This is a genomic window from Streptomyces sp. NPDC053560 (assembly GCF_044544605.1).
GTDB lineage: Bacteria > Actinomycetota > Actinomycetes > Streptomycetales > Streptomycetaceae > Streptomyces.
Genome location: NZ_JBITXI010000022.1, coordinates 55674 through 80709, shown reverse-complemented (window position 1 = coordinate 80709; position 25036 = coordinate 55674). Strand labels below are relative to the sequence as shown.

Annotated in this window: 23 protein-coding genes; 12 read left to right on the top strand and 11 right to left on the bottom strand. The window is 72.2% G+C overall.

What is annotated here, in order from left to right; all coding sequences use genetic code 11:
- Nucleotides 1-67 precede the first annotated feature (67 nt).
- Both ACIGQF_RS36630 and ACIGQF_RS36625 read right to left on the bottom strand, forming a co-directional pair.
- On the bottom strand, nt 68-1288 hold the full coding sequence (locus ACIGQF_RS36630) for an acetyl-CoA C-acetyltransferase (protein ID WP_399719818.1): 1221 nt from the start codon (nt 1286-1288) through the stop codon (nt 68-70).
- A 220-nt stretch (nt 1289-1508) separates the two neighbouring features.
- A complete protein-coding gene (locus ACIGQF_RS36625) occupies nt 1509-2534 on the bottom strand; it encodes an SGNH/GDSL hydrolase family protein (protein WP_399719816.1) in 1026 nt (341 codons plus the stop codon).
- A gap of 203 nt (nt 2535-2737) precedes the next feature.
- On the opposite strand from ACIGQF_RS36625, the gene ACIGQF_RS36620 reads away from it, so the two are divergent.
- The gene (locus ACIGQF_RS36620) at nt 2738-4120 is read left to right on the top strand and encodes a cystathionine beta-synthase (RefSeq protein WP_399719813.1); all 1383 of its coding nucleotides are present in this window, start codon (nt 2738-2740) and stop codon (nt 4118-4120) included.
- Nucleotides 4121-4510: 390 nt separating this feature from the next.
- Here ACIGQF_RS36620 and ACIGQF_RS36615 read toward each other — a convergent pair whose 3' ends face one another.
- Both ACIGQF_RS36615 and ACIGQF_RS36610 read right to left on the bottom strand, forming a co-directional pair.
- Nucleotides 4511-4915 (bottom strand): hypothetical protein, encoded by a 405-nt coding sequence (locus tag ACIGQF_RS36615; RefSeq protein WP_399719810.1) that lies wholly within the window; start codon nt 4913-4915, stop codon nt 4511-4513.
- 9 nt (nt 4916-4924) lie between these two features.
- On the bottom strand, nt 4925-6337 hold the full coding sequence (locus ACIGQF_RS36610) for a purine-cytosine permease family protein (RefSeq protein ID WP_399719808.1): 1413 nt from the start codon (nt 6335-6337) through the stop codon (nt 4925-4927).
- 167 nt (nt 6338-6504) lie between these two features.
- On the opposite strand from ACIGQF_RS36610, the gene ACIGQF_RS36605 reads away from it, so the two are divergent.
- Nucleotides 6505-7377 (top strand): MurR/RpiR family transcriptional regulator, encoded by an 873-nt coding sequence (locus ACIGQF_RS36605; protein ID WP_399719805.1) that lies wholly within the window; start codon nt 6505-6507, stop codon nt 7375-7377.
- 34 nt (nt 7378-7411) lie between these two features.
- On the opposite strand, the gene ACIGQF_RS36600 is transcribed toward ACIGQF_RS36605, so the two are convergent.
- The 6 genes from ACIGQF_RS36600 to ACIGQF_RS36575 form a co-directional block, all read right to left on the bottom strand.
- Nucleotides 7412-7786: a hypothetical protein gene (locus ACIGQF_RS36600; RefSeq protein ID WP_399719802.1), complete on the bottom strand. Its 375-nt coding sequence runs from the start codon at nt 7784-7786 to the stop codon at nt 7412-7414.
- Between the two features lie 57 nt (nt 7787-7843).
- Entirely contained in the window at nt 7844-8236 is a 393-nt protein-coding gene (locus tag ACIGQF_RS36595) for a roadblock/LC7 domain-containing protein (RefSeq protein WP_399719799.1), read from the bottom strand.
- A 79-nt stretch (nt 8237-8315) separates the two neighbouring features.
- Complete coding sequence (locus ACIGQF_RS36590; RefSeq protein WP_399719796.1) at nt 8316-9080, bottom strand: transcriptional regulator; 765 nt, start codon at nt 9078-9080, stop codon at nt 8316-8318.
- Complete coding sequence (locus ACIGQF_RS36585; protein ID WP_399719794.1) at nt 9077-9472, bottom strand: hypothetical protein; 396 nt, start codon at nt 9470-9472, stop codon at nt 9077-9079. Before ACIGQF_RS36585 ends, ACIGQF_RS36590 begins: the two co-directional genes overlap by 4 nt.
- Nucleotides 9473-9693: 221 nt before the next feature.
- Complete coding sequence (locus ACIGQF_RS36580) at nt 9694-11055, bottom strand: APC family permease (protein WP_399719791.1); 1362 nt, start codon at nt 11053-11055, stop codon at nt 9694-9696.
- A 76-nt stretch (nt 11056-11131) separates the two neighbouring features.
- On the bottom strand, nt 11132-12484 hold the full coding sequence (locus ACIGQF_RS36575) for a diaminopimelate decarboxylase (protein ID WP_399719788.1): 1353 nt from the start codon (nt 12482-12484) through the stop codon (nt 11132-11134).
- 135 nt (nt 12485-12619) lie between these two features.
- Here ACIGQF_RS36575 and hutU point away from each other — a divergent pair, with 135 nt between their 5' ends.
- The 4 genes from hutU (at nt 12620) to hutI (ending at nt 18110) form a co-directional block, all read left to right on the top strand.
- A complete protein-coding gene (gene hutU / locus ACIGQF_RS36570) occupies nt 12620-14284 on the top strand; it encodes a urocanate hydratase (RefSeq protein ID WP_399719786.1) in 1665 nt (554 codons plus the stop codon).
- A gap of 17 nt (nt 14285-14301) precedes the next feature.
- The gene (locus ACIGQF_RS36565; RefSeq protein WP_399719901.1) at nt 14302-15489 is read left to right on the top strand and encodes an allantoate amidohydrolase; all 1188 of its coding nucleotides are present in this window, start codon (nt 14302-14304) and stop codon (nt 15487-15489) included.
- The gene (locus tag ACIGQF_RS36560) at nt 15486-16823 is read left to right on the top strand and encodes a formimidoylglutamate deiminase (protein ID WP_399719898.1); all 1338 of its coding nucleotides are present in this window, start codon (nt 15486-15488) and stop codon (nt 16821-16823) included. The genes ACIGQF_RS36565 and ACIGQF_RS36560 overlap by 4 nt, the downstream gene beginning before the upstream one ends.
- Before the next feature lie 117 nt (nt 16824-16940).
- Nucleotides 16941-18110 carry an imidazolonepropionase gene (hutI, locus tag ACIGQF_RS36555; RefSeq protein WP_399719782.1) on the top strand — a complete coding sequence of 390 codons (1170 nt, stop codon included), beginning with the start codon at nt 16941-16943 and terminating at the stop codon, nt 18108-18110.
- Between the two features lie 144 nt (nt 18111-18254).
- Here hutI and ACIGQF_RS36550 read toward each other — a convergent pair whose 3' ends face one another.
- On the bottom strand, nt 18255-19187 hold the full coding sequence (locus ACIGQF_RS36550; protein ID WP_399719780.1) for an RNA polymerase sigma factor SigF: 933 nt from the start codon (nt 19185-19187) through the stop codon (nt 18255-18257).
- A 262-nt stretch (nt 19188-19449) separates the two neighbouring features.
- Here ACIGQF_RS36550 and ACIGQF_RS36545 point away from each other — a divergent pair, with 262 nt between their 5' ends.
- The 6 genes from ACIGQF_RS36545 (at nt 19450) to ACIGQF_RS36520 (ending at nt 24962) form a co-directional block, all read left to right on the top strand.
- Complete coding sequence (locus ACIGQF_RS36545) at nt 19450-19821, top strand: STAS domain-containing protein (protein ID WP_399719777.1); 372 nt, start codon at nt 19450-19452, stop codon at nt 19819-19821.
- Nucleotides 19822-20014: 193 nt separating this feature from the next.
- On the top strand, nt 20015-20515 hold the full coding sequence (locus ACIGQF_RS36540; protein WP_361568296.1) for an ATP-binding protein: 501 nt from the start codon (nt 20015-20017) through the stop codon (nt 20513-20515).
- 279 nt (nt 20516-20794) lie between these two features.
- Nucleotides 20795-21493: an LPXTG cell wall anchor domain-containing protein gene (locus tag ACIGQF_RS36535; protein WP_399719774.1), complete on the top strand. Its 699-nt coding sequence runs from the start codon at nt 20795-20797 to the stop codon at nt 21491-21493.
- Between the two features lie 51 nt (nt 21494-21544).
- Nucleotides 21545-22465, top strand: coding sequence for a hypothetical protein (locus ACIGQF_RS36530; RefSeq protein WP_399719772.1), 921 nt, complete (start codon nt 21545-21547; stop codon nt 22463-22465).
- Between the two features lie 5 nt (nt 22466-22470).
- Complete coding sequence (locus tag ACIGQF_RS36525) at nt 22471-23508, top strand: hypothetical protein (RefSeq protein ID WP_399719896.1); 1038 nt, start codon at nt 22471-22473, stop codon at nt 23506-23508.
- Complete coding sequence (locus ACIGQF_RS36520; protein ID WP_399719770.1) at nt 23508-24962, top strand: hypothetical protein; 1455 nt, start codon at nt 23508-23510, stop codon at nt 24960-24962. Before ACIGQF_RS36525 ends, ACIGQF_RS36520 begins: the two co-directional genes overlap by 1 nt.
- Nucleotides 24963-25036: the final 74 nt, after the last annotated feature.

The following is a 25036-nucleotide window of genomic DNA, read 5'->3' as shown; positions in this document are numbered from 1 at the left end:
CTTCGCCTCCGCTGCGGGCAGGTGCCGCTCCTCGTTCCTCGGAGCGACCCCTACCCTCCGCTACGGCTCAGCTCAGCCGCTCGATGACCATCGCCATGCCCTGGCCGCCGCCGACGCACATGGTCTCCAGGCCGAACTGCTTGTCGTGCCACTGGAGGGAGTTGATCAGCGTGCCGGTGATCCGGGCGCCGGTCATGCCGAAGGGGTGGCCGACCGCGATGGCGCCGCCGTTGACGTTCACCTTGTCCAGATCGATGCCCAGGTCCCGGTAGGAGGGGATGACCTGCGCGGCGAACGCCTCGTTGATCTCGACCAGGTCGATGTCGCCGACGGACAGGCCGGCGCGGCGCAGCGCCTGCTTGGAGGCCTCGACCGGGCCCAGGCCCATGATCTCGGGGGAGAGGCCGGAGACGCCGGTGGAGACGATGCGGGCCAGCGGGGTCAGGCCCAGCTCGCGCGCCTTGGTGTCGGACATGATCACCAGCGCGGCCGCGCCGTCGTTGAGCGGGCAGCAGTTGCCGGCGGTGACCAGGCCGTCGGGGCGGAAGACCGGCTTGAGGCCCTGCACGCCCTCCAGGGTGACGCCGGCACGCGGGCCGTCGTCCTTGCTGACGACCGTGCCGTCCGGGGTGGTGACCGGGGTGATCTCCCGCTCCCAGAAGCCGTTCTTGATGGCCTGCTCGGCGAGGTTCTGCGAGCGCACGCCGAACGCGTCCATGTCCTCGCGGGTGACGTCCTTGAGGCGCGCGAGGTTCTCCGCGGTCTGGCCCATCGAGATGTACGCGTCCGGGACCAGGCCGTCCTCGCGCGGGTCGTGCCAGGTCGACCCGGTGGACTGGGCCACGGCCTCCGTACGGGCCTCGGCCTCGGCGAACAGCGGGTTGTGGGTGTCCGGCAGGCTGTCGGAGTTGCCCTTGGCGAAGCGGGAGACGGTCTCCACGCCGGCCGAGATGAAGACGTCGCCCTCCCCCGCCTTGATGGCGTGCAGCGCCATCCGGGAGGTCTGCAGGGACGAGGAGCAGTACCGGGTGATCGTGCAGCCGGGCAGGTGGTCCATGCCCATCTGCACGGCCACGATGCGGCCCAGGTTGTTGCCCTGCTCGCCGCCGGGCAGGCCGCAGCCGAGCATCAGGTCGTCGATGTCCTTCGGGTCCAGCTCGGGGACCTTGGCCAGTGCGGCCTTGATGATCTCGGCGGTCAGGTCGTCCGGGCGCAGATCCTTCAGCGAGCCCTTGAAGGCGCGGCCGATCGGGGAGCGGGCGGCAGAGACGATCACGGCTTCGGGCATCACACGGCTCCAGTGGGAAGACAGCACTGCTGAGGACTGTGAGGGAAGCTACCTGCACGTACAGCGAAGGTCACGGTTCCTGCGCTGTGATGCGGGCCTCTTTTCTAAGCGACTGCTTACCTCCGTACTGAGCGGATGCTTACTCATCCGGCGGGCCGCGCGCAAGGGCGCGGCGCCGTCCGCCCGGCACGGCGCCGCGCCCCCACCGCCGAGACGACCGCTACGACGTCGCCTCCTCCTCGGCCTGCGACGCCGGGTCCTCCGCGTCGTGCACCGCGATCCTGTGCCGCCTGCGGTGTTTGAGCAGGGCCCAGGGCGCCCGGCTGCCGGTGACCTCCGTACCGCCCTCGGACGCCGCCTGCGCAGCCGCCTCGGCGACCGGCAGGAAGCTCTCGCGCCGTTCCGGCTCCGGGCTCTCCTCCTCCGGCCACAGGCCGAGCGCCGCGCACAGCGTGGGCAGCACGGCCATCGCGGCGGTGGCGTACCCCTCGGCCGAGGGGTGGTAGTTGTCCGAGCTGAACAGCTCGCGCGGATTGGCCTCGAACTCGGGTCCGAGCAGGTCACCCAGTGACACCGTCCGCCCGCCGTTCTCCACCACCCCGATCGTCTGCGCCGCGGCCAGCTGCCGGCTCAGCCGCCGGGCCACCCAGCGCAGCGGCTGGTACACCGGCTCGACCGAGCCGAGATCGGGGCAGGTGCCCACCACCACCTCACTGCCCGCCGTGCGCAGCCGGGCCACCGCCTCCGAGAGCATGCGGACGGAGCGGGCGGGCGGCATGCGGTGCGTGACGTCGTTCGCGCCGATCATGATCACGCAGACGTCCGGCGCCGGACCGTCCGCGAGCAGCAGCGTCACCTGCCGCTCCAGGTCGTCGGACTGCGCGCCGGGCAGCGCGACGTTGCGCAGGTCGACCGGGCGCTCGGCGACCGCGGCCAGCCCGGAGGCCAGCAGCGCCCCGGGCGTCTGGCGGGGCCGGGAGACGCCCTGCCCGGCCGCCGTGGAGTCGCCGAGGAAGCCGAGCCGCAGCGCCGGCCGGTCGGTGCGGTACCAGAGGGCGGCGCCGTAGCGGCCGTCGGCGGGCGGCGGCAGCTCGCTGGAGCCGCCGACCGTCCGCCGGGCGAGCCGCACCTCGGTCAGCAGGAGGCCGACCGCGGCGACGCCGAGCAGCCCGATGCCTCCGCTGCCGACCGCGGCGGCCGTAGCGATCCGGCGTGCCACTCTCGCCCTGGACATCGTCATCGGCATCGGCCGGGCACCTCCCCGCAGTGCGTGCACGGGGGCGCGTCGGGAGTGAATGTCCGGCGCGCGCCCCGCGGACTCGCGAAACTCGTGTCAAGAACGTCTTGCCCCGCGGGGCGCTCGTCGCAACGCACCTGCCCTTCAGGGGTGAGCGCAATAGGCTGGCCGGACGGGCGCAGGACAGCGCGCCCCTTACCGCGGAGACCACCGTGCAGGTTTATGAATCGATGATTGACCTCGTGGGCAACACCCCGCTTGTGAGGCTCAAGAACGTCACCGACGGCGTACGGGCAACCGTCCTGGCCAAGGTCGAGTACTTCAATCCGGGCGGATCCGTGAAGGACCGGATCGCGGTGCGGATGATCGAGGCCGCCGAGCGTTCGGGTGCCCTGAAGCCGGGCGGCACCATCGTGGAGCCGACCTCGGGGAACACCGGCGTCGGCCTGGCGATCGTGGCCCAGCAGAAGGGCTACAAGTGCATCTTCGTCTGTCCCGACAAGGTGTCGACGGACAAGATCAATGTGCTGCGGGCCTATGGCGCCGAGGTCGTGGTCTGCCCCACGGCCGTCGACCCCGAGCACCCCGATTCGTACTACAACGTCTCCGACAGGCTGGTACGCGAGACACCGGGTGCCTGGAAGCCGGACCAGTACAGCAATCCGGACAACCCGCGCTCGCACTACGAGTCCACGGGGCCCGAACTGTGGGAGCAGACCGACGGCCGAATCACGCATTTCGTGGCGGGCGTGGGCACCGGCGGCACCATCAGCGGGACCGGGCGGTACTTGAAGGACGTCAGTGACGGCAAGGTCAAGGTCATCGGGGCCGACCCGGAGGGCTCGGTCTACAGCGGCGGCTCCGGCCGCCCGTACCTGATCGAGGGCGTCGGCGAGGATTTCTGGCCCTCCGCCTACGACCGCACCGTCGCCGACGAGATCGTCGCGGTGTCCGACAAGGACGCCTTCCAGATGACCCGGCGCCTCGCCAAGGAGGAAGGCCTGCTGGTCGGCGGCTCCTGCGGGATGGCCGTGGTGGGCGCGCTGAAGGTCGCCGAGGGGCTCGGCCCGGACGACGTGGTGGTGGTCCTGCTGCCCGACAGCGGCCGCGGCTACCTCTCGAAGATCTTCAACGACGACTGGATGAACGACTACGGCTTCCTGGAGACCGGGGACACCGAGCGGGTCGCCGACGTCATGCACAACAAGCACGGCGGCATCCCCGAACTGGTGCACATGCACCCCGAGGAGACCGTCGGCCAGGCCATCGAGGTACTGCGCGAGTACGGCGTCTCGCAGATGCCGATCGTGAAGCCGGGCGCCGGGCACCCGGACGTGATGGCCGCCGAGGTCATCGGCTCGGTGGTGGAGCGCGAGCTGCTGGACGCGCTGTTCGCGCAGCGGGCCTCGCTCGCCGACCCGCTGGAGAAGCACATGTCCGCGCCGCTGCCGCAGGTCGGCGCGGGCGAGCCGGTCGCCGACCTGATGGCCGTGCTCGAACGCGCGGACGCCGCGATCGTGCTCGTGGAGGGCAAGCCGACCGGCGTCGTCAGCCGGCAGGACCTGCTGGCCTTCCTGGCCCGCGGGGCTCGCTGACCGCGTCGCGGGTACGGGAGGGGAGCCGCAGGTCAGCGGGGCGCGAGAGCCGACGCGGCATCAAGTGACCGTAAGGAAAAGCCCGGTCGACGCAAGGTGTACGTATGTGTCACGCGGACGCAGCACGGACTTAACACGGGTCGGGCAGATTGGTCAGTGCGGCGAACAGGACGACCGGAGCGGCTCCCGGACTCCCGATCGCCAGGACGCGTCCGACCGGCTCGCCCGGTCCGCGTCCCCCGCGGGGACCGCCGTCGTCCCGCCCCCGGCGCGAGCCGGGGTGCGGCGGTCCCCGCAAGAACGTTCCTCCGTGGGCTCGCTCCCCCGGAGCGGTCCGGACCCCCGGCCCACGCGGCCGGGGGCCGGAACCCCATCCCGCCGCCCGCCCGGCTACTCGTCGTCGCGGTCCGTCCACGCCCGGCGGAAGCGCCCGGCGGCATGGCCTGCCTGGACGGCGTTCACGCCGAGGATGCCGGCCCAGGTCACCAGCAGGCCGACCAGCCCGGCGTGGGTCACGCCGATCGCGGAGAGCGGCACGGCCAGCACCAGCGAGAGCGCCGCGAACCCGAAGCGCTCGCCGAACCCGCCCGGCAGGCCCTCCTGCCGGGGGCGCGACCCCCGGGCCACCTGCATCTGCCGCTCCGCCAGGCGGCGCCGGACCCGCTGGTCCACCGTCCGGTCGAGCTTCTCCACGAAGGAGTCCAGCAGCTCGGTCTCGTAGTCCGGACCGAGCTCCCTGCGCGCGTGCAGCGTCGCGTCGAGTTCTTTCCTCAGCTCCGGGTCACCAGTCGCCATGCCCGAAGGCTACGGACGGGGAGCCGCCTCGGCAGTAGGGACAGCCCCCGTATCCGCGGCCGGGATCCGGCCGGTGTCCCGGCGCGCGGCGAGCCAGTACAGGGCGGCCGGCACCACGAGGCCGACCACCCAGGAGACGTCCGCGCCGCCGAGCGGGGCGACCAGCGGCCCGGTGTAGAAGTGCGTGGCCAGGAACGGCAGCTGGGTGATCAGGCCGATTCCGTAGACCAGCAGCGCCTTGCCGTTCCAGGCGCCGTACCGGCCCGCCGGGTCGCTCAGGGCCGGGATGTCGTACCGCTCCTTGGAGATCAGGTAGTAGTCGACCAGGTTGATCGCCGACCAGGGCGTGAAGAACGTCAGCAGGAAGAGCAGGAAGTCCTTGAAGGAGGTCAGGAAGGAGGTCTTGCCGAGCAGGGCCACCGCGGTGCCGACGACCATGATCCCGGCGAAGTACAGGCTGCGGCCCCGCGGCGAGAGCGTGTGCTGCCCTCGGAAGCCGCTGATGCTGGTCACCATCGACATGAAGCTGCCGTAGGTGTTCAGGACGTTGATCGTCAGCTTGCCGAGGGCGATGACGAAGTAGAGCACCGAGGCCATCAGGCCCACGCCGCCCAGCCCGACGATGTAGGACACCTCGTGGCCGACGAACGCCGCCGGGGCCGCGGCCGCCGCCAGCGCGCCGAACGTCATCGACCACTGCGAGCCGAGCACCGAGCCGGAGAGCGTCCACCAGAAGGTCGCGCGGGCCGAGGTGTGGCGCGGGAGGTAGCGCGAGTAGTCCGCGACGTACGGGCCGAAGGCCAGCTGCCAGGACGCGGAGAGCGAGACGGCCAGCAGGAAGACCGGGAAGTCGAAGGCGCGGTCGTGCAGCAGCGCCGCCAGGTCGGCCCGCTCCAGCAGGCGTACGCCGAGGTAGACGAAGGCCACCGCGCAGACCAGGCCCGCGATACGGCCGAGGGCGTGGATGAGGCGGTAGCCGACGGCCGCCGCGAAGGCGGTGATCGCGCCGAAGGCGATGATGCCGGTGGTGTCGCCGAGGTGGGTCAGGTGGCCGACCGCCTGGCCGGCGAGCACCGTGCCGCTGGCGAAGAAGCCGATGTACATGATGATGACCAGGGCCAGCGGGACGACGGCGCCGCGCACGCCGAACTGGGCCCGCGAGGAGATCATCTGCGGCAGGCCGAGCCGCGGCCCCTGCGCCGAGTGCAGGGCCATCACCGCGCCGCCCAGCAGGTTGCCGAGCAGCAGGCCGAGCACCGACCAGAAGGCGTTCGCGCCGAACACGACGGCGAGCGCGCCGGTGACCACCGCGGTGATCTGCAGGTTGGCGCCCAGCCAGAGGGTGAACTGACTGAACGCGGTGCCGTGCCGTTCGGCGTCCGGTACGACATCGATCGAGCGTTGTTCCACCACTCCGGCCATGGCCCGCCCCTCTCTCGCTGCATGAATTCATTCAGCATCAAGCGCAAGTGAATGAAAATGCAATAGTCTGGAGCGAAGACGCTGGTGACTGCTCTGGCCCGGCGGGCCGGGCCCACGATTACGTAGAGTCGGGCAGCACACGCTGGGGAGCGGACCGAGAGGACACGATGAGCGCGGACAACGGGGGCGAGGGCGCCACCGAGGCGGCCGCCGGGGCGGCGGCGCGGCTGCAGAAGCTCTTCGAGGGGCACCGGCTGACGCCGACCCAGCGCAGGATCGCGCACTGCATGGTGCGCCGGGCCGCCGACGCGCCCTTCCTCTCCAGCGTGGAGCTGGCCGAGCTGGCCGGCGTCAGCCAGCCCTCGGTGACCCGCTTCGCGGTCGCCCTCGGCTTCGACGGCTACCCGGCGCTCCGCCGCCACCTGCGGGACGTCACCCCCGACCGCGGCACGGCCGCCGCCGACTCCCTCAACGAGTACCAGCAGGCCGTACAGGAGGAGATCGGCAACCTCCAGGAGCTGGCGGCCGCGCTCGCCGACCCGGCGCCGGTCGAGGAGGCCGGCCGGCTGTTCGCCGCGTCGCCCGTACTGCCGGTGCTCGGGCTGCGCGCCGCGGTCGCCCAGGCCGCGGGCTTCGCCTACTTCGCGCGCAAGGTCCACCCCGACGTGCGGCTGCTGGACGAGGGCGGCTCGATGCTCGCCGACCGGATCGACGGGGCGGTGCGCGCGGGCGCCACCGTCCTGCTCTGCTTCGCGCTGCCCCGCCATCCCCGCGAGGTGCTCGACGCGCTGGAGTACGCGCGTTCCGCGGGCCTGACCGTGGTCACCGTCGCGGACAGCGCCTTCGCGCCGGTCGCCCGGCACACCGACCTCATGCTGCCCGCAGCGGTCGGCACCGGGCTGGCCTTCGACACGGTCTGCGCCCCCATGCTCCTCGGCCGGGTCCTGCTGGAGGCCATGTGCGACGCGCTTCCGCACGCCCAGGCCAGCCTGGAGGCGTTCGACGCGAAGGCGGCCGCCCGGGGGCTGTTCGTGGAGTGACGGGCGGGGCCCGGCGTTCGGCCGGGCCCCGGAATCACACGTCCAGCTGCACCTCGATCCGCTTCAGCTGGTGCCGGGCCATCGCCAGGTTCGAGCGGTCCTTGTCCAGCGCGAGGTAGAGGAAGAGGCCGTTGTTGCCCCGCCCCTTCAGCAGCCGGATGAGGTGGTACTGCGTGCCCAGCGTGATGAGGATGTCCTCGATCTCGTCCTTCAGGCCGAGCTGCTCCATCGTGCGTACCTTGGCGCGGACCACATCGGTGTTGCCCGCCGAGGCCACCGACAGGTCGAGGTCCTTGCTGCCGCCGATGGTGCCCAGGGCCATGCCGCTGGAGTAGTCGACGAGGGCGACGCCGAGCACGCCCTCGATGGAGGTCATCGCTTCCTTCAGTACGGCTTCGGTGTTGGCCATGAGAGGCACACTTCCTTTCCGTCGGGTGGGTTTCCGTGCAGGGGTGTCGGTCATGGGTCAGGTGTTCTCCAGACGTTCCAGAGCGCTGTCGACCACTTCGCCGATGCGCGCGCCGGACCGGCGGGCCTCGAGATGGAGCCGGCCCACGTTGACGCGGGGTTCGGCGATCAGGGTCAGGACCGCTGACGAGCCCGCCGCGTACAGCGCGACGTAGCCGTCCTCACCGCGTATCAGCAGCTCGCGGAATTCGCCCTGGCCGGTCGCCTCGGCCAGCCGCAGGGCGACACCGAGCGCCGCGGCGGTGAGCGCGGCGACGCTCTCCGCCTCGGTGCCGGCGGTGTCGTGGGCCAGTACGAGTCCGTCGGTACTGGCCGCGAGGGCACCGGTCAACTGCGGTACGCGGGTGCGCAGTCCGATCAGTTCACCGAGCGCGTCGGCTTCCGTCGTCATCAGCTGTCTCCTCTCGGCGCGCTGCCTCAGAGCGCGCCTCATGACGGCGAACGGACGGCCCAAGGGTTCGTGTCGTGCGTCACAGGCTTTCCTCCAGAGCGTCGCGGAGCCGGCGTAGCAGGTGGATGTCCGGGGCGGCGTACTGCCTGGCGACCCCTTCGAGAACCGGGGACGCCGGGGCCGGCGCGGGGGCGGCCGGTGTCTCCACCAGTCCGCCCGCGGCCAGCCGGCGTACCTCCAGCAGGGTGTGGAAGGCCGGGCGGCCCAGCGCCCGGGCGATGGCTTCGGGGGTGCGGACCCCGTCGGCGAGACTCAGGACGACGCGCTGCCGGCGGGGGATCCACCGGTCGGCGGTCGGGGCGCGGGGCACCACGGGGGCGCTGTCGACGTCCGGATACGGCCAGACGGCGGCCAGCAGCGCCCGGCGGCGCGAGGATTCGTGCGCAACGGCCGCGGCGGGTACCGGCCGGACCGGGCCGATCCAGTGCGAGACGCCGTAACGGAAGCGGGACGGGCCGCTGCTCGGCGCGAGGGCGAAGAAGGCGGCGTCGAACAGCGCGCCCAGATGGCACAGTTCCAGCTCGCCGCCGGCCAGCCGGCCGCTGTCGACCAGGAAGCGCCCCACCTCCTGGCGGGCGCCGGCCCGGGCGACGGCCTCTTCCCAGCCCGCCCTGGGCAGCCGCCCGGTGGCGGACAGCAGGACGTCGAGGCCCGGAGCCGCCGGGCTCTCGGCGTGCACGACCTGTCCCTCGGAGAGGTAGAGCGTGCCGCGCTCGCGGATCAGCACACCGGTGGCCCGCTCGTCGGCCAGCCGTACGAGCATCGGGGAGACGGCCGTCCTCATCCGAGCACCAGCCGTTCGGCGATGCTCTGGAGCCGGATGCGGGCGAGCGCCAAATTGCCCGTGTCGCGGTCCAGCCACAGGTGGAGGAAGACGCTGCTGTCGAAGGTGGTCGCGACGAACCGCATGACGTGGAAGCCCGTGCGGGTGGTGACGATCAGGTCCTCCACGGGCGGTTCCTTGCCCGGGGGGTCCGCGGGGGCCGGGGCGAAGACCGAGTGCTCGGCGGCCATGCGGGCCAGTTCGGCCGTCTCGGTCGCGGTGGTCTCGAAGTCGCTCCCGGACGGCTCTCCGACCGTGCCGAGCGCGAGCCCGCTGGTCCAGTCCACGATGGCGGCCCCGCGGGCACCCGGCAGCTCCATGGCATGGAGCAGGCACTTGTCGATCCCGGGCACGCCGACTCCTCTCCCCGCGACGGTGTGCGGCGCCCAAATGTGCGGCTGAGGCGGCGAGATTACGTACCAGGCAGGACGAAGCGGGGAGTATGGGAGAACTCTGTCGGAACATGGTGCGAAGCCGACGCTATGGGTAACGGTGCGACCGGAGCATGTCATCGCATGATCGGATCGGGTGACCGAAATCTGATGGCCAAGGGCGCCGGCCGCAGCGCCGCGGGTCAGTCCTCGCCACGTGCCTTCAGGACGAGCTTGTTCACCGCCCACAGGGCCACGCCGATGAGCAGCAGCACCCCCGCCCGGACGTACACGTCGAGCGGGCGGTCGGCCAGCGGACTGGCGAGGACCAGAGCGGTGAGCGCCCCCAGCACGGGCAGCGTCGTCGGGGTGCGGAAGTGGGCGTGCGCCACCCGGTCCTTCCGCAGCACCAGCACCGCGATGTTGACCACCGCGAAGACGCACAGCAGCAGGAACGCCGTGGTGTCGCCGAGCCCCTCGATCTCGCCGGTGGCGACCATGCCGACGGCCAGCAGCGAGACGAAGACGATGCCCGCGACGGGGGTGCGGCGCCGGGCCAGGACCCGGCCCATCGCCTTGGGCAGGATGCGCTCGTTGGCCATGCCGTAGCAGAGCCGCGAGGCCATCATGATGTTGATCAGCGCCGAGTTGGTGACGGCGAAGAGGGCGATCAGCGCGAAGAGCTTCGGCGGGAAGTCCAGCCCGCCGGCCTTGACCACCTCCAGCAGCGGCCCGCTGGACTTCTCCAGCGTGCGGTGGTCCACCAGCAGCGACGAGGCCAGTGCGACCAGGACGTAGATCGTGCCCGTCACGGCCACGCCGATGAAGATCGCGCGCGGGAAGGTGCGGACCGGATCCCGGGTCTCCTCTGCCATGTTCACCGAGTCCTCGAAGCCGACGAACGCGAAGAACCCGAGCGCGGTGGCGCCCAGTACGCCGGTCACCAGTGCGTACCCGCCGCTCCCGGACGCCTCGAAGTCGGTCAGCCGGGCCGGGTCGCCGTCACCGGTGAGGACCGCGTACGCGCCGATCGCCAGGATCACCAGCAGGCCGGTCACCTCGACCAGCGTCAGGACGACGTTGGCCTTCACCGACTCCGAGACGCCGCGCAGGTTGAGCGCCGCGAGCGCGAGGACGAAGAGGATCGCGACCACCGTGGGCGGTACCGCGTCGGTGAACTCCGCGAGGTAGTCGCCTCCGAACGCGCGGGCCGCCGCGCTCGCCGAGGACAGTCCCGAGCACATCACCATGAAGGCCACGATGAAGGTCAGGAAGGGGACCTTGAACGCCTTCTGGGTGTAGAGCGCGGCGCCGGCCGCTTTCGGGTACTTGCCGACCAGCTCGGCGTACGAGGCCGCCGTCAGGAGCGCCACGACGAAGCCGATCACGAACGGGAGCCACACCGCGCCGCCGACCTTGCCCGCGACCTTGCCGGTGGTGGCGTAGATCCCGGTGCCGAGGATGTCGCCGATCACGAAGAGGACCAGCAGTTTGGGGCCGATGGCGCGCTTGAGGCCGGTCTCTTCGGGTGGTGCGGTGGAGCCCGGACTGGTGGTGTCCGTCATCAGGACCTCCCCCGAGAGTCGATGTGCGGGGGGTACTGCCCGCCGCCGCCCGCCCGGAAGCGCCGGTTGAGGAAGTTCAGAGCTGCGACAGCGCGTCGCGCTCCGGGCCGCCGGCCTCCCGCACGATGTCCTCCGACGTCTGGGCCTTCCGCACGGTGGCGAAGCCGGCCGTGCCGTCCGGGCCCTCGGCGAAGCCGTACACGGCGGGCCTGGCCAGGCTGTTGTAGCCGTAGTGGTGCGCGAAGCAGTATGCGCCGGTGTCCAGCACCGCCACATGGTCGCCCTGCGCCAGCGGCGGCAGTGCGCGGTTCTCGGCCAGCAGGTCGCCCGCGAAGCAGGCCGGGCCCGCCACGTCCTGCGCGAGCGGCGCGCCGCCCTTCGGCAGTCCCGCGCCGTCGAACGCGGCGATCCGCAGCGGCCAGGCCTCGGGCGTGTAGACGGTACGCGTGGCGACCTGTACGCCCGCATGGGTGACGGCGATCGGCCGGCCGCCGGACGTCTTGGCGTACTCCACCCGGGCCAGTACCGTGCCGTGCTTGGCCAGCAGCGACCGGCCGAACTCGGTGACCAGGCCGTACCGGCCGTCCAGCAGCCCCGGCACCTGCGCCTTCAGCATCCGCGCGTACTCCTCGTACGTGGGCTCGTCCGCCTCGGAGGCGAAGTTCACCGGCAGCCCGCCGCCGATGTCCACGGTGTCGATCTGCGGCCGGCCGACCGCCTCGTTGATCTCCTCGGCCAGCTCGTACACCGCCCGCACGCCTCGCGCCATCAGCTCCAGCGGCACGCCCTGGGAGCCGGAGTGGGTGTGCAGCCGGGTCAGCCAGGGGCGTGCGCGGCAGGCGTCGATCACCCACTGCCGGGCGCCCTCGTCCCGCAGCGCGACGCCGAACTTCGAGGTCTCGGTCGCCGTGGACAGCGCCTCGATGCTGCCCGCGCCGACCTGCGCGTTCACCCGCAGCCCGAGCGGTGACCGGGTGGCGGCCGAGGAGATCAGCGCGTCGATGCGGGCCAGCTCCTGCGGGTTGTCGGCGTTGACCGCGATGCCCAGCGCGAGCGCCTCGCGCAGCTCGGCCTGGGTCTTGGCCGGGGAGTCCAGGACGGTGTGCGTGGGGCGCATCCCGGCGGCCCTGGCCAGCGCCAGTTCGCCGGGGCTCGCGACCTCGGCGCCGATGCCTGCCTCGTGCAGCAGCCGCAGGACGGGGACCAGCGGGGTCGCCTTGACGGCGAAGGCGTGCAGTACCGGCGCGTCGGTGACGGCGGCGAACGCGGCCCGCAGCGCGGCGGCGCCCGACCGGATGCCCGCCACGTCCAGCAGCCCGATGATCGGCGCGTCGGGCCCGACCAGGCCCCGTGCCACCGCCGCCGCGACGGCCCGCTCCCGCCGCGCGGCCCGCTCCGCTCCGCCTCCGGTGCAGCCCGTGAAGGTCATGACGCCACTCCACCACCTGCCGCGCGGGTCCGCCACGGCGCCATTGACTAGCTATATTCATCCAAGCCAATATGTGAATACATTGATCCAGTGCCGGGCTCGGTGCTGGGCACCGCCGAGGGCAGGAGGCAGGGCATGTCAGGACCGCGACCCGTGCGAGCATCACGTGGTACGGAACTGAGCGCCCGGGGGTGGCAGCAGGAGGCCGCCCTGCGGATGCTGCAGAACAACCTGGATCCGGAGGTGGCCGAGCATCCGGACGAGCTCGTCGTCTACGGGGGGACGGGCAAGGCGGCCCGGGACTGGCGTTCCTTCGATGCGATGCAGCGCACGCTGCGGTCGCTGAAGCGGGACGAGACGATGCTGGTGCAGTCCGGGCGCCCGGTGGGGGTGATGCAGACGCATGAGTGGGCGCCGCGGGTGCTGATCGCCAATTCGAATCTGGTGGGGGACTGGGCGAACTGGGAGGAGTTCCGGCGGCTGGAGCGGCTGGGGCTGACGATGTACGGCCAGATGACGGCCGGTTCGTGGATCTACATCGGTACCCAGGGCATTCTGCAGGGCACGTATGAGACCTTCGCGGCGGTGGCGGCGAAGAAGTTCGGCGGCACCCTGGCGGGGACGATCACCTTGACCGCGGGGCTGGGTGGCATGGGCGGTGCCCAGCCGCTGGCGGTGACGATGAACGACGGCGTGGCGATCTGCATCGACTGTGACCCGCGCGCGATCGAGCGGCGGATCGAGCACCGCTATTTGGATGTGAAGGCCGACAGTCCGGCGCATGCGCTGCAGTTGGCCACCGAGGCCCGCGATGCGCGCAGGCCGCTGTCGGTCGGACTGCTGGGCAATGCGGCGGAGCTGCTGCCGCGGATGCTGGCCGAGGGCGCCCCGGTCGACATCGTCACCGACCAGACCAGCGCGCACGATCCGCTGTCCTACCTGCCCATCGGTGTGGCCTTTGAGGAGATGCAGGCCCTGGCTCGGAAGGACCCGGCCGGGTTCACCGCCCGTTCCCGGGAGTCGATGGCCCGGCACGTGGAGGCGATGGTCGGGTTCATGGACGCGGGCGCGGAGGTCTTCGACTACGGCAACTCCATCCGTGGCGAGGCGCAGCTGGCGGGCTTCGAGCGGGCGTTTGCCTTCCCCGGCTTTGTGCCCGCCTACATCCGGCCGCTGTTCTGTGAGGGCAAGGGCCCCTTCCGCTGGGCGGCGCTGTCGGGTGAGGCGTCGGACATCCACAGGACCGACAAGGCGATCCTGGATCTGTTCCCGGAGAACGAGTCGCTGCACCGGTGGATCAAGATGGCCGGCGAGCGGGTGCACTTCCAGGGCCTGCCGGCGCGGATCTGCTGGCTGGGTTACGGCGAGCGGGACAAGGCGGGTGAGCGGTTCAACGACATGGTGGCCTCCGGTGAGCTGCAGGCGCCGCTGGCGATCGGCCGGGATCATCTGGACTGCGGCTCGGTGGCCTCCCCGTACCGGGAGACCGAGGCGATGCTGGACGGTTCGGACGCGATCGCGGACTGGCCGCTGCTGAACGCCATGGTCAACGTGGCCTCGGGTGCCTCGTGGGTGTCGCTGCACCACGGTGGCGGCGTGGGCATGGGCCGCTCCATTCATGCGGGGCAGGTGTCCGTCGCCGACGGCACCAAGCTGGCCGGCGAGAAGATCCGCCGCGTCCTGACCAACGACCCCGGCATGGGGGTCATCCGGCACGTCGACGCCGGATACGACATCGCCGACTCCGTCGCGGCCGAGCGGGGCGTCCGCGTCCCGATGCGTGAGGGCGGCGACCAGTGAGCACTTCGTTCCACGAGATGTGGCGGGACCTGCTCCCCATCGGCCGGGACGCCGACAGCAAGGGGTACCGCCGCTACGCCTGGACCGGCGCGGACGCCGACTGCCGGGCCTGGTTCCAGGGGCAGGCGGAGGCCCGCGGGCTGACGTACGAGGTCGACCGGAACGGCAACCAGTGGGCCTGGCTCGGCGATCCGAACGCAGGGGACGCCGTCGTCACCGGCTCGCACCTGGACTCCGTACCGGACGGCGGTGCCTTCGACGGCCCGCTCGGCGTGGTGTCCTCCTTCGCCGCGCTGGACGAACTCCGCGGGAGGGGAGTGGAGTTCACCCGCCCGCTGGCGATCACCAACTTCGGTGACGAGGAGGGCGCCCGCTTCGGGCTGGCCTGTGTCGGCTCGCGGCTCGCGGCCGGGCAGCTGACCGTGGAGAAGGCCCATCAGCTGACGGACGCCGACGGGATCAGCCTCCCGCAGGCCATGGAGCGGGCCGGGTACGACCCGGAGCGCATCGGCGCCGACGACGAGCGCCTCGCCCGGATCGGCGCGTTCGTCGAGCTGCACGTGGAGCAGGGCCGCGCGCTCGACCTGTCCGGCGACCCGGTCGGTGTCGCGTCCGCGATCTGGCCGCACGGCCGCTGGCGGTTCGACTTCCGGGGCGAGGCCAACCACGCCGGCACGACGCGACTGGAGGACCGCCGCGACCCGATGCTCACGTACGCGCAGACCGTGCTCGCCGCGCGCGAGCACGCCGCGCGGCACGGCGCCCTGGCCACCTTCGGCAAGGTTGGCGTCGAGCCCAACGGCGTCAACGCGATTCCGTCCCTGGTCCGCGGCTGGCTGGACTCGCGCGCCGCCGACCAGGAGACGCTGGACGCGGTGGTCGGCGGGATCGAGCGCGCCGCGGCCGAGCGGGGCCGGGCCGACGGCGTGGACGTCAGCGTCAGCCGGGAGTCCTTCACGCCGGTCGTGGAGTTCGCGCACGATCTGCGCGACCGGCTCGCCAAGACGCTCGGCGGCGTTCCCGTGCTGCCGACAGGCGCGGGACACGACGCGGGTATTTTGTCCGCTACCGTCCCCACCGCCATGCTGTTCGTACGCAACCCCACCGGCGTCTCGCACTCGCCCGCCGAGCACGCGGCGGAGGACGACTGCGTCGCGGGGGTCCGCGCACTCGCCGACGTACTGGAGGGTTTGGCGTGCAGCTGACGCCGCGTACTTACTGGCTGGAGCACGCCTGGCTCGGCACGTATGTCGAACCGGGTGTCGTGGTGGAGACCGGCGAGGGCCGGATCACCGCCGTCCGTACCGGCGTGGAGACACCGCCGCCCGGCGCGGAGGTGCTGCGCGGCCTGACCCTCCCGGGTATGGCCAACGCGCACTCGCACGCCTTCCACCGGGCCCTGCGCGGCACCGTGCAGGTGGGCTCCGGCACGTTCTGGACCTGGCGCGAGGTGATGTACGCGACCGCCGCGCAGCTCACGCCGGACAGCTATCACGCGCTGGCACGGGCCGTGTACGCGGAGATGGCGCTGGCCGGCATCACCTGCGTCGGGGAGTTCCACTACCTCCACCACGCGCCCGGCGGCGGCCGGTACGACGACCCGAACGCGATGGGCGAGGCGCTGATCGCCGCGGCGGACGAGGCGGGCATCCGCATCACGCTGCTGGACACCGCGTACCTGTCGTCCGGCTTCGGCGAGCCGCCCAACCGGCAGCAGCTGCGGTTCAGCGACGGGGACGCACGGGCCTGGGCCGAGCGCGCCGGGCAGCTCAAGGACCGCACGCACGTCCGGATCGGTGCCGCCGTGCACTCCGTACGGGCCGTACCGGCCGGGCAGCTGGCCACCGTCGCGCAGTGGGCGGCGGACCGGCAGGCACCGCTGCACGTGCACCTCTCCGAGCAGACCGCCGAGAACGACGCCTGCCGGGCCGCGCACGGCTGCACCCCGACCCGGCTGCTCGCCGACCACGGCGTGCTGGGCCCGCGCACGACGGCCGTGCACGCCACCCACCTCACGGACGAGGACATCCGGCTCCTCGGTGACTCCGGCACCGGCGTGTGCATGTGCCCCACCACCGAGCGGGACCTCGCCGACGGCATCGGCCCCGCCACCACCGTGCAGGAGGCGGGCTCCCCGCTCTCGCTGGGCAGTGACAGCCACGCCGTCATCGACCTGTTCGAGGAGGCGCGGGCGATGGAGCTGAACGAGCGGCTGCGCACCCGTACCCGGGGCCACTGGACCGCCGCCGCGCTGCTGCGCGCCGCGGCGCCCGACGGCCACCGGTCGCTCGGCTGGTCCGACGCGGGCACGCTGCGCACCGGCGCGCTCGCCGACTTCACCACGATCGCGCTGGACACGGTGCGCACGGCCGGGCCGCTGCCCCGGCTCGGCGCGGAGACCGCCGTCTTCGCGGCCACCAACGCCGACGTCCGGCACACCGTCGTCGGCGGCCGCCAGGTCGTACTGGACGGCGAGCACACCCTCGTCCCCGACGTCCCCGCGGCGCTGGCCTCGGCGATCGACGCCCTGCGGGCCTGAACGGCCCCGGCCCCGCACCCCTCGTGGGGTGCGGGGCCTCCGCACGTACCGGACCGTGCACGTACGGGAACCGCGTACGTACCGGAGCACCCACCCCCGAGAGGAAGCGCAACGACCATGTCGTCCACCGCCATCACGCACATCGGCAGCCTGGTCACCAACGACCCCTCGCTCGGCGCCGGCCCGATCGGCCTGATCGAGGACGCGACCGTCGTCATCGAGGGCGACCGCGTCGCCTGGGTGGGGCCCGCCGACCGCGCGCCGGCCGCCGACACCGTCCACGACGCGGGCGGCCGGGCCGCCGTCCCCGGCTTCGTCGACTCCCACTCCCACCTGGTCTTCGGCGGCGACCGCACGCAGGAGTTCAACGCCCGGATGTCGGGGCGCGCGTACTCGGCGGGCGGCATCCGTACGACCGTGGCCGCGACCCGCGCCGCGACCGACGAGGAACTCTCCGCGAACGTCGCGCACTACATGGCGGAGGCCCTGCGCCAGGGCACCACCACGTTCGAGACCAAGTCCGGCTACGGCCTCACCGTCGAGGACGAGGCGCGCGCCCTGCGCATCGCCGCCGCGCACACCGACGAGGTGACCTACCTGGGCGCGCACATCGTCTCGCCCGACTACGCGGAGGACCCGGCCGGCTACGTGGAGCTGGTCACCGGCCCGATGCTGGACGCCTGCGCGCCGCACGCCCGCTGGGTCGACGTCTTCTGCGAGAAGGGCGCCTTCGACGGTGACCAGGCCCGCGCCATCCTCACCGCGGGCAAGGAGCGCGGCCTGCTGCCCCGCATCCACGCCAACCAGCTCTCCTACGGGCCCGGCGTGCAGCTGGGCGTCGAGCTGGACGCGGCCTCCGCCGACCACTGCACGCACCTCACCGACGCGGACGTGGACGCGCTCGCGCAGGGCAACACCGTCGCCACGCTGCTGCCGGGCGCGGAGTTCTCCACCCGTGCGGAGTGGCCGGACGCGCGCCGTCTGCTGGACGCGGGCGCCACGGTCGCCCTCTCCACGGACTGCAACCCCGGCTCGTCCTTCACGTCCTCCATGCCGTTCTGCATCGCCCTCGCGGTGCGCGACATGAAGATGACCCCCGACGAGGCGATCTGGTCCGCCACGGCCGGCGGCGCGCGGGCCCTGCGCCGCACCGACGTGGGCCGCCTCACCCCCGGCTCCCGCGCCGACCTCGCCCTCCTGGACGCCCCCTCCCACGTCCACCTCGCCTACCGCCCGGGCGTACCCCTGGTCACAGAGGTCTGGCGAGCGGGCGTACGCGCCGTCTGAGAGGCTCCGGGCCGCCGGGGGCGGGAAAACGGTCACGCCCCCGCCGAACGGCCCGGAAACGCGAAAGGGGGCCCGCCCCGAGGTACTCGGGGCCGGCCCTCCTCCGCGCGGTTCAGGCGTGCGGGACGCCGGGACCGCGGGGACTCACTCCTCGATCATCAGGCCCTTGCGGAGCTTGACCAAGGTGCGGGACAGCAGACGGGAGACGTGCATCTGGGAGATGCCCAGCTCCTCGCCGATCTCCGACTGCGTCATGTTCGCGACGAAGCGGAGCGAGAGGATCCTGCGATCGCGCGGGGGAAGCTCCGCGATCAGAGGCTTGAGGGATTCCACGTACTCGATGCCTTCGAGGCCGTGGTCCTCGTAGCCGATGCGGTCCGCCAGCGCGCCCTCGGTGTCGTCCTCCTCGGGCTGGGCGTCCAGCGAGCTCGCGGTGTACGCGTTGCTCGCGGCCATCCCTTCGACGACCTCGTCCTTGGTGATGGACAGGCGCTCGGCCAGCTCGCTCACGGTGGGTGCGCGGTCGAGCTTCTGCGCCAGCTCGTCGCCGGCCTTGGCGAGGTCCAGGCGCAGCTCCTGAAGGCGCCGCGGGACCCGCACCGACCAGCTGGTGTCGCGGAAGAAACGCTTGATCTCGCCGACGATCGTCGGCATGGCGAAGGTGGGGAACTCTACGCCGCGGTCCAGTTCGAAGCGGTCGATCGCCTTGATCAGGCCGATCGTGCCGACCTGGACGATGTCCTCCATGGGCTCGCTGCGGGAGCGGAACCGGGAGGCCGCGAACTTCACCAGGGCGAGGTTGAGCTCGACCAGGGTGTTGCGGACGTACGCGTACTCGTGCGTGCCCTCTTCGAGGGTCTCCAGGCGCCGGAAGAGCGTCTTGGAGAGGGCCCGGGCGTCCACCGGTCCGACCTCGTCGTACGGCGGGATCTCGGGCAGGCCCTCGATCTCCGGCATTCCGTCGAATCCGGTCGCATCTATCGGCAGGTGCTGGGCAGGGATCTGTTCGGACAGGGGTGTCGACGACGCGTTGTCCGTGGTCTGGTCGGTGCGCACTTCGTCGAGCCGGGGTGACATGGTGTCCTCCATCGTTCTCGGCATATGGCTGCCGATGCCTGTACCTGAAGCTGCGGTCTGCGGCGCCTCCAAAGCCGGCTGTTTCGAATGTGTCCTCTCTACGCCTACCCGGCTTTGCCTGAAGATGGCAAGTGCGTGTTGTCCGTATTCGTGCAAGTACGCGCATTGTTCGGGTACCAGCCTGCGTATCTAAGGCGTAGGCTTCGACGTGCGCAGTCGTAAGCAGAACCAGACGCCGAGACAGCAAGAGGGGTGCGCGCGCATGGACCGTGGGACGGTCGGCAGTGCAAGCCGGGGACGGCTCCACGTCGGGGTCCGCCATCACGGCACCAGTGCGGTCGTCGCCGCGGCGGGTGAGTTGGATCACCACACCGCGGAGTTGTTGCGCGAGTCACTCGAAGGCTGTGTCGACGATGGCTTTGTGCGACTGGTCGTGGACTGTTCGCAACTGGAGTTCATGGACTCCACGGGGCTGAACGTCCTCCTGGGCGCCCGCCTGAAGGTCGAGGCCGAGGGTGGCGGAGTGCACTTGGCGGCGATGCAGCCGGTGGTGGCCAGGGTCTTCGAGATCACCGGCGCCGACGCGGTCTTCACCGTGCACGACACGGTCGACGCGGCACTGGCCGCCGGCTGACCCGGATGCACGGGGCGGCAGTGACGGAAGGATTTCGGAAGGGCGGATTCCGATCACGTTGGCTCCATCACAACTTCCGTCCCCAAGAAGTGGGTGTTCTCACGGTCCGGCCGGGCAGGAGACATCTGAATCTTCTTGAACCCGTCAGGTATCCGTAATCCGTGAAAAGGCGAATCGGTGAGGTGAAGCGCTGATGAGCACCACCCGGCCGTACCCGCCGGGCGATCTGGGCCCGGACCCGGGGAACGCCGGCGCTGCTGCTGCCTCTCCGGCCACCGTTCCGGCCGGTCAGGTCCGCAGACTGCGTCTCGCGGGCGCCCGTGGCGCTGTCGCCCGTGCCCGTGACTTCGCCCGGCAGGCGCTGCACGACTGGGGCTGGCTGCCGGCCGCGGGCGCCGATCAGCGGGCCGCCGCCGAGGACGTCCTGCTCGTCGTCTCCGAGCTGGTCACCAACGCCTGCCTGCACGCCGAGGGCCCTGAGGAGCTGGCGCTGCGCTGCAACGCCAAGATGCTGCGCCTGGAGGTCACCGACCTCGGGGCCGGCTCGCCCGCGCCGCGCACCCCGCACCGTGCGGGCCGCCCCGGCGGTCACGGCATGTTCATCGTCCAGCGGCTCTGCCTGGACTGGGGGGTCGTGCGCAACCCCGACGGCACGGGCAAGACCGTATGGGCGGAGCTGGCCGCCCCGTCGTAGCGGAGTGGGCGGGGGTACCGGTACCGGATCGCCGCCTCCGCCACCTTTCCGCACCGCTCGCGCCGACTCGGCGGGGGCGGTTTTCCTGTGTTCCGGCGGGGTGCCGCCCGCCTCCGCCAGGGGCGTTCCCCGCTCCGGCGGGAATTCCGCGCGGTTCCGCCCGCTTCCCTTGTGCACTCTCTCTTCCCTCCCCACGGCCCCCGGCGTACCTTGACGCCCAATCTGATGTGCCGTCAGTAACTTCCGGCGGTGCGGTAACCGGAAGAAGGGGAGATCGAGGTGGCCCGCTTCAACGCCCAGCGCAGCCGGCGCCGCACGGGCCCGGCCGGAACGGCGGCGGCCGTGCTGCTCACCGCGGCGACATCGGTGATGCTCACGGCGCCCGCCGCGCACGCCGAGGTCGTCGACGTCAACTACCAGTGCAAGACGCCGATCGGGAACAAGGGCGCGGTCTCGCCCATCGACATCAAGTCCACGAAGTCCGGCGACGGCTACAAGCTCGTGATGTCCTTTCAGAAGGGCGTCTCCTCCAGCCCCATCGAGCTGGGCAAGGGCGCGATGAAGCCCAGCGCGCTGATCAAGCTGGGCGGCGCTGAGACCGGTGACCTGCCGGTGACCGGACCGCCCAACGACAAGGCGATACCCGCCAACACCCCCATCAAAATCAGCGACTTGAGCGGCACGTACACGCCGAAGAAGAGCGGCAAGGTCACCTTCACGGCCGCCACGCTCACCATCAAGGCGATGGGGACGACCACCACCTGTACGCCCAGCAACGACCCGAAGCCCTCGCTCTCGCTGGACGTCAAGGGCACCGGCGGCGGCAGCGGTGGTGATTCGGCCACGCCGCCCGGCGGCGAGCTGCCGCAGACCGGGCCCGCCGACGACGCCGTGGCGCTCGGCACGCTCGGCGGCACGGTACTGCTCGCCGGGGCCGCCGGCACGCTCTGGCTGACCCGCCGCCGGCAGCGCGCCTGACCCGCCGGACGCCGCACGAGGACGAGCCAGTACGAGCTCCGGGAGCCGCCGATGCCCTTCCGTATCCGTGCCGTCGCCGCGGGCGCGACCGCGCTGACCGCCGCCGCGCTGCCCTGCGCGCCGCCCTCCGCCGCTGCGGACGGCGGCCGGCTCGCGGCGCCCGCGGGAGCGCACGCGCGCCCGTACTTCTACCTGGAGGGCGGGCCCGGCAGCGTGCTCACCGACCGGCTGGCGCTCACCAACCGCGACGACCGCGCCCGGACGTTCACCGTGCGCCCCACCGACTCGGGCAGCGGGCGCGGGTCCGGTGCGGGCTCCGGCGACTGGATCGTCACCGCGGAGCGCACGGTGAAGGTCCCGGCGCGTACCCGTGCCGAGGTGCCGTTCACGGTCACCGTGCCGCGCGACGCGCTCCCGGGGGACCATCCGTCCGCGCTCTCCGTACGCGGCGCGGGCCCGTCCGCACGTACCGCGGCCGTACCGGTCCATCTTCGGGTCAACGGCCCCACGCTGGCCGCCCTCACCGTCGAGAACGTGGCCGTGGCGGACCGCGACGGCACCGCCGTCATCCGGTACGACCTGGTCAACCGCGGCAACACCACACTGGACCCCAGGGTCGCGGTCCGTGCCGAGGGGCTGCTCGGCACCGCGCTGCGCCGGGCCGCCGACCGGCTGCCCGAAGGGCTGCCGCCCGGCCGCCGGATCACCCGTACCGAGACCTGGCCGGACCCGCCCGCGCTGGACTCCGTCGACCTCACGGTCACGGCCACCGCGGCGGGCGGCGCGCACGGCACGGCCCGCGCGACGTACACGGCGGTGCCCTGGGCCGCCGTGGGCCTGCTCTGCGCCGGCGGAGGCGCGGCCGCGGGCGGCTGGTTTCTGCGGCGGCGCCGCGCGAACGCGGGCGGGCCCGCGGCGGAGGACCAGGAGAGCGGCACGGAACGGGAGTTGGCGACGGGGGTGACGGCGTGAGCGGGATGAAGGGGGTACGTACAGGGCGGCCGGCGGCGGTCCGTCGGCGGGCCGCGTCCCGGACGTCGGCAGCCGCCGTGCTCGCCCTCGCCCTCGCCATGGCGCTCGTCGCCCTGCCGGCGGCCGGCCCGGCGCGGGCCACCGACGACAGCGGCAAGCCCGCCGTCGAACTCTCCCAACGCCAGGCGGGCAAGGGCGGTTCGATCACCGTGTCCGGCTCCGGCTGGCGGCCGAAGGCGCTGCTCACGCTGCTGATCTGCGGCCAGAACATGATCGGCGGCACGAACGCCTGCGCCAACGCCGACGGCCGTGCCGTCACCACGGGCAAGGACGGCCGCTTCCGTACGGAGCTGGCGGTCGCCGAGCCGCCGAAGCCGTGCCCGTGCGTCGTGCACGTCGCCACCGTGACCGGCCGGGCCGCGGCGGCGGACGCACCCTTCACCGTCGCCGGCCACCCGGTGGCCCCGCTGCCCGAACGGACCGGCGGCGGCCGGCTCACCGTGCTGGCACCGGCCCGGCTGAGCGGCAGCTCGGGCCTGCTCACCTGGTTCGGCGCGCCCCCGCAGCGGCAGCTGGAGTTCACGGTCGGCAACCTCGGCGCCGAGCCCGCGAAGAACCCGGTCTTCCGGGTCGGCACCGGGCACGGCGTCCTCGCCCCGCAGTGGGAGGAGCAGCAGTGGCGGGGCACCGTCCCGGCGGGGGAGAAGGCCCGGGTCACGCTGCCGGTCGAGCTGGCGGCGGGGGCGCACGGCGACTACACGGTCGCCGTGAAGTACGGCGGAAAGGTGCTGGCCGAGCAGCCGTGGCGGGTCGGCCGGCCCTGGGGCGTGACCCTCTTCTGGATCCTGCTGTGCGTCGTGGTGCCGGCCGCGGTCTTCCGCATCGGCATGGCGATCGTCGACAGGGTCAGGCCACGCGGCCCGGCGCCCGCCGTGGAGCGGGACGCCACCGGTGCCGAGACCGGCCTGCCCTGGTTCCACCCGGACACCGCACCGTCCATCACCACATCCACCGAGCGACCGACGTCGAAAGGTACTTCGTGATGAGGCAACGGAGGAGAGCGGCCGCGGCCGGGAGTGCGATGGTGCTCGCGGGCGCGGGGCTGCTGGCGGTGTCCGGTACGGCCGCGGCGGCGGACCCGGTACCGGGCCTGTCGGGCGCCGCGACCGGTGTGTCGTACTCGACCGAGTGCATCCCGCCGCCGATCTCCGGCCTGGACCCCGTACAGGGGACCACCGAGGTCGAGATCAGCGCGCCGGCCACCGCGAAGGTGGGCGACGAGATCGAGGTGGTGTGGAAGACGGTCACGGCCGCTTCCAAGAACCCGGACGTGCTGGACCTGGGCAAGGACACCGTGCAGCCGAGCGGGGTGCTGAAGGCGGGCGGTGCGCAGACCGGTGACATCGCCATGAAGGGTCTGCGGCAGAACCCGCCGATACCGAAGAACAGCGCGATGGTGCTGTCCGACATGAAGGGCAAGCTGAAGCTGGAGAAGCCGGGCGAGGTCACGCTCACGCCCGGCAACTACACGATCAACGTCAACAAGCCGATCTCCACGGACACCAAGTGCGCGCCGAAGGAGGAGGTGAAGCCGGCGGTCACCATCAAGGTCACGGACGGCAGCGGCTCCTCGTCCGGCGGCTCGTCCACGGGAGGCGGGTCCGGCACGGGCGGGTCCGGTACGGGCGGTACGTCTTCCTCCGGCGGGTCCTCAGCAGGCGGATCGGACTCCGGCGGGGCGGCCTCCGGCGGTGACTCCGGCTCGTCGGGCGGTGGCAGCGGAGGCGCCACGGGTGGCTCCGGCGGCGGCAACGGTGATCCCGACGGCACCGCGTACAAGGGCAAGGAGGTCGAGGTCCCCTACGCCTGCAAGACGCCGATCGGTGACAAGAAGGCCACCTCGCCGGTGCAGATCAACGGCACCAAGAAGGGCGGCGCCTTCGACCTGACCGTGAAGTTCTCCAAGTCGGTGATGGACAGCCCGGCGGACATCCCGGCGGACTCGGTCAAGCCATCGATGGAGGTGAAGCTGGGCGGCGCGGACAAGGGCACGGTGCACGTCGAGGGCGCGACCAACAAGGAGCCGATCAAGTCCGGCGATCCCATCGAGATCCCTGATCTCAAGGGCACGTACAAGCCCGGTGCCGACGGGAAGGCGACGCTCACGCCCGGTGTCCTGACGGTCGAGGCGCTCGGTACGACGACGACCTGCACGCCCGAGAAGGACCCGGGCGTCTCGCTCGAACTGGACACCAGCGCCCAGCCGGGCGGCGCGAGCGGCGGCACGGGCTCGGGCGGCTCCTCCGGCGGTGCGGCATCCGGCGGCGGCGCGGGCAGCGGCGGTGCCCCGGGAGCGGCGGGCGGCTCCGGCGGCCTCGCCGACACCGGCGCGGCGGACCACGGCGGTCTGCAGGCCCTCGGGCTGATCGCCGGCACCGTCCTGCTGCTCGGCGGTGCCGTCTTCACCTTCATGCCGCGCCGCTACCTGCGGCGCTGAACGGAGCGGACGGGTCGGCCGCCGCCTGCGGCGCACACTGCGGGCGGCGGCCGTTCGGGTCCGTCGCGACGGCT

Bases quoted from the DNA above. Each gene is read 5' to 3' on its own strand.
- ACIGQF_RS36630 (WP_399719818.1), bottom strand. From the start codon at position 1,288: ATGCCCGAAGCCGTGATCGTCTCTGCCGCCCGCTCCCCGATCGGCCGC.
- ACIGQF_RS36625 (WP_399719816.1), bottom strand. From the start codon at position 2,534: ATGCCGATGACGATGTCCAGGGCGAGAGTGGCACGCCGGATCGCTACG.
- ACIGQF_RS36615 (WP_399719810.1), bottom strand. From the start codon at position 4,915: ATGGCGACTGGTGACCCGGAGCTGAGGAAAGAACTCGACGCGACGCTG.
- ACIGQF_RS36610 (WP_399719808.1), bottom strand. From the start codon at position 6,337: ATGGCCGGAGTGGTGGAACAACGCTCGATCGATGTCGTACCGGACGCC.
- ACIGQF_RS36605 (WP_399719805.1), top strand. From the start codon at position 6,505: ATGAGCGCGGACAACGGGGGCGAGGGCGCCACCGAGGCGGCCGCCGGG.
- ACIGQF_RS36600 (WP_399719802.1), bottom strand. From the start codon at position 7,786: ATGGCCAACACCGAAGCCGTACTGAAGGAAGCGATGACCTCCATCGAG.
- ACIGQF_RS36595 (WP_399719799.1), bottom strand. From the start codon at position 8,236: ATGACGACGGAAGCCGACGCGCTCGGTGAACTGATCGGACTGCGCACC.
- ACIGQF_RS36590 (WP_399719796.1), bottom strand. From the start codon at position 9,080: ATGAGGACGGCCGTCTCCCCGATGCTCGTACGGCTGGCCGACGAGCGG.
- ACIGQF_RS36580 (WP_399719791.1), bottom strand. From the start codon at position 11,055: ATGACGGACACCACCAGTCCGGGCTCCACCGCACCACCCGAAGAGACC.
- ACIGQF_RS36575 (WP_399719788.1), bottom strand. From the start codon at position 12,484: ATGACCTTCACGGGCTGCACCGGAGGCGGAGCGGAGCGGGCCGCGCGG.
- hutU (WP_399719786.1), top strand. From the start codon at position 12,620: ATGTCAGGACCGCGACCCGTGCGAGCATCACGTGGTACGGAACTGAGC.
- ACIGQF_RS36565 (WP_399719901.1), top strand. From the start codon at position 14,302: ATGTGGCGGGACCTGCTCCCCATCGGCCGGGACGCCGACAGCAAGGGG.
- hutI (WP_399719782.1), top strand. From the start codon at position 16,941: ATGTCGTCCACCGCCATCACGCACATCGGCAGCCTGGTCACCAACGAC.
- ACIGQF_RS36550 (WP_399719780.1), bottom strand. From the start codon at position 19,187: ATGTCACCCCGGCTCGACGAAGTGCGCACCGACCAGACCACGGACAAC.
- ACIGQF_RS36545 (WP_399719777.1), top strand. From the start codon at position 19,450: ATGGACCGTGGGACGGTCGGCAGTGCAAGCCGGGGACGGCTCCACGTC.
- ACIGQF_RS36540 (WP_361568296.1), top strand. From the start codon at position 20,015: ATGAGCACCACCCGGCCGTACCCGCCGGGCGATCTGGGCCCGGACCCG.
- ACIGQF_RS36530 (WP_399719772.1), top strand. From the start codon at position 21,545: ATGCCCTTCCGTATCCGTGCCGTCGCCGCGGGCGCGACCGCGCTGACC.
- ACIGQF_RS36525 (WP_399719896.1), top strand. From the start codon at position 22,471: ATGAAGGGGGTACGTACAGGGCGGCCGGCGGCGGTCCGTCGGCGGGCC.
- ACIGQF_RS36520 (WP_399719770.1), top strand. From the start codon at position 23,508: ATGAGGCAACGGAGGAGAGCGGCCGCGGCCGGGAGTGCGATGGTGCTC.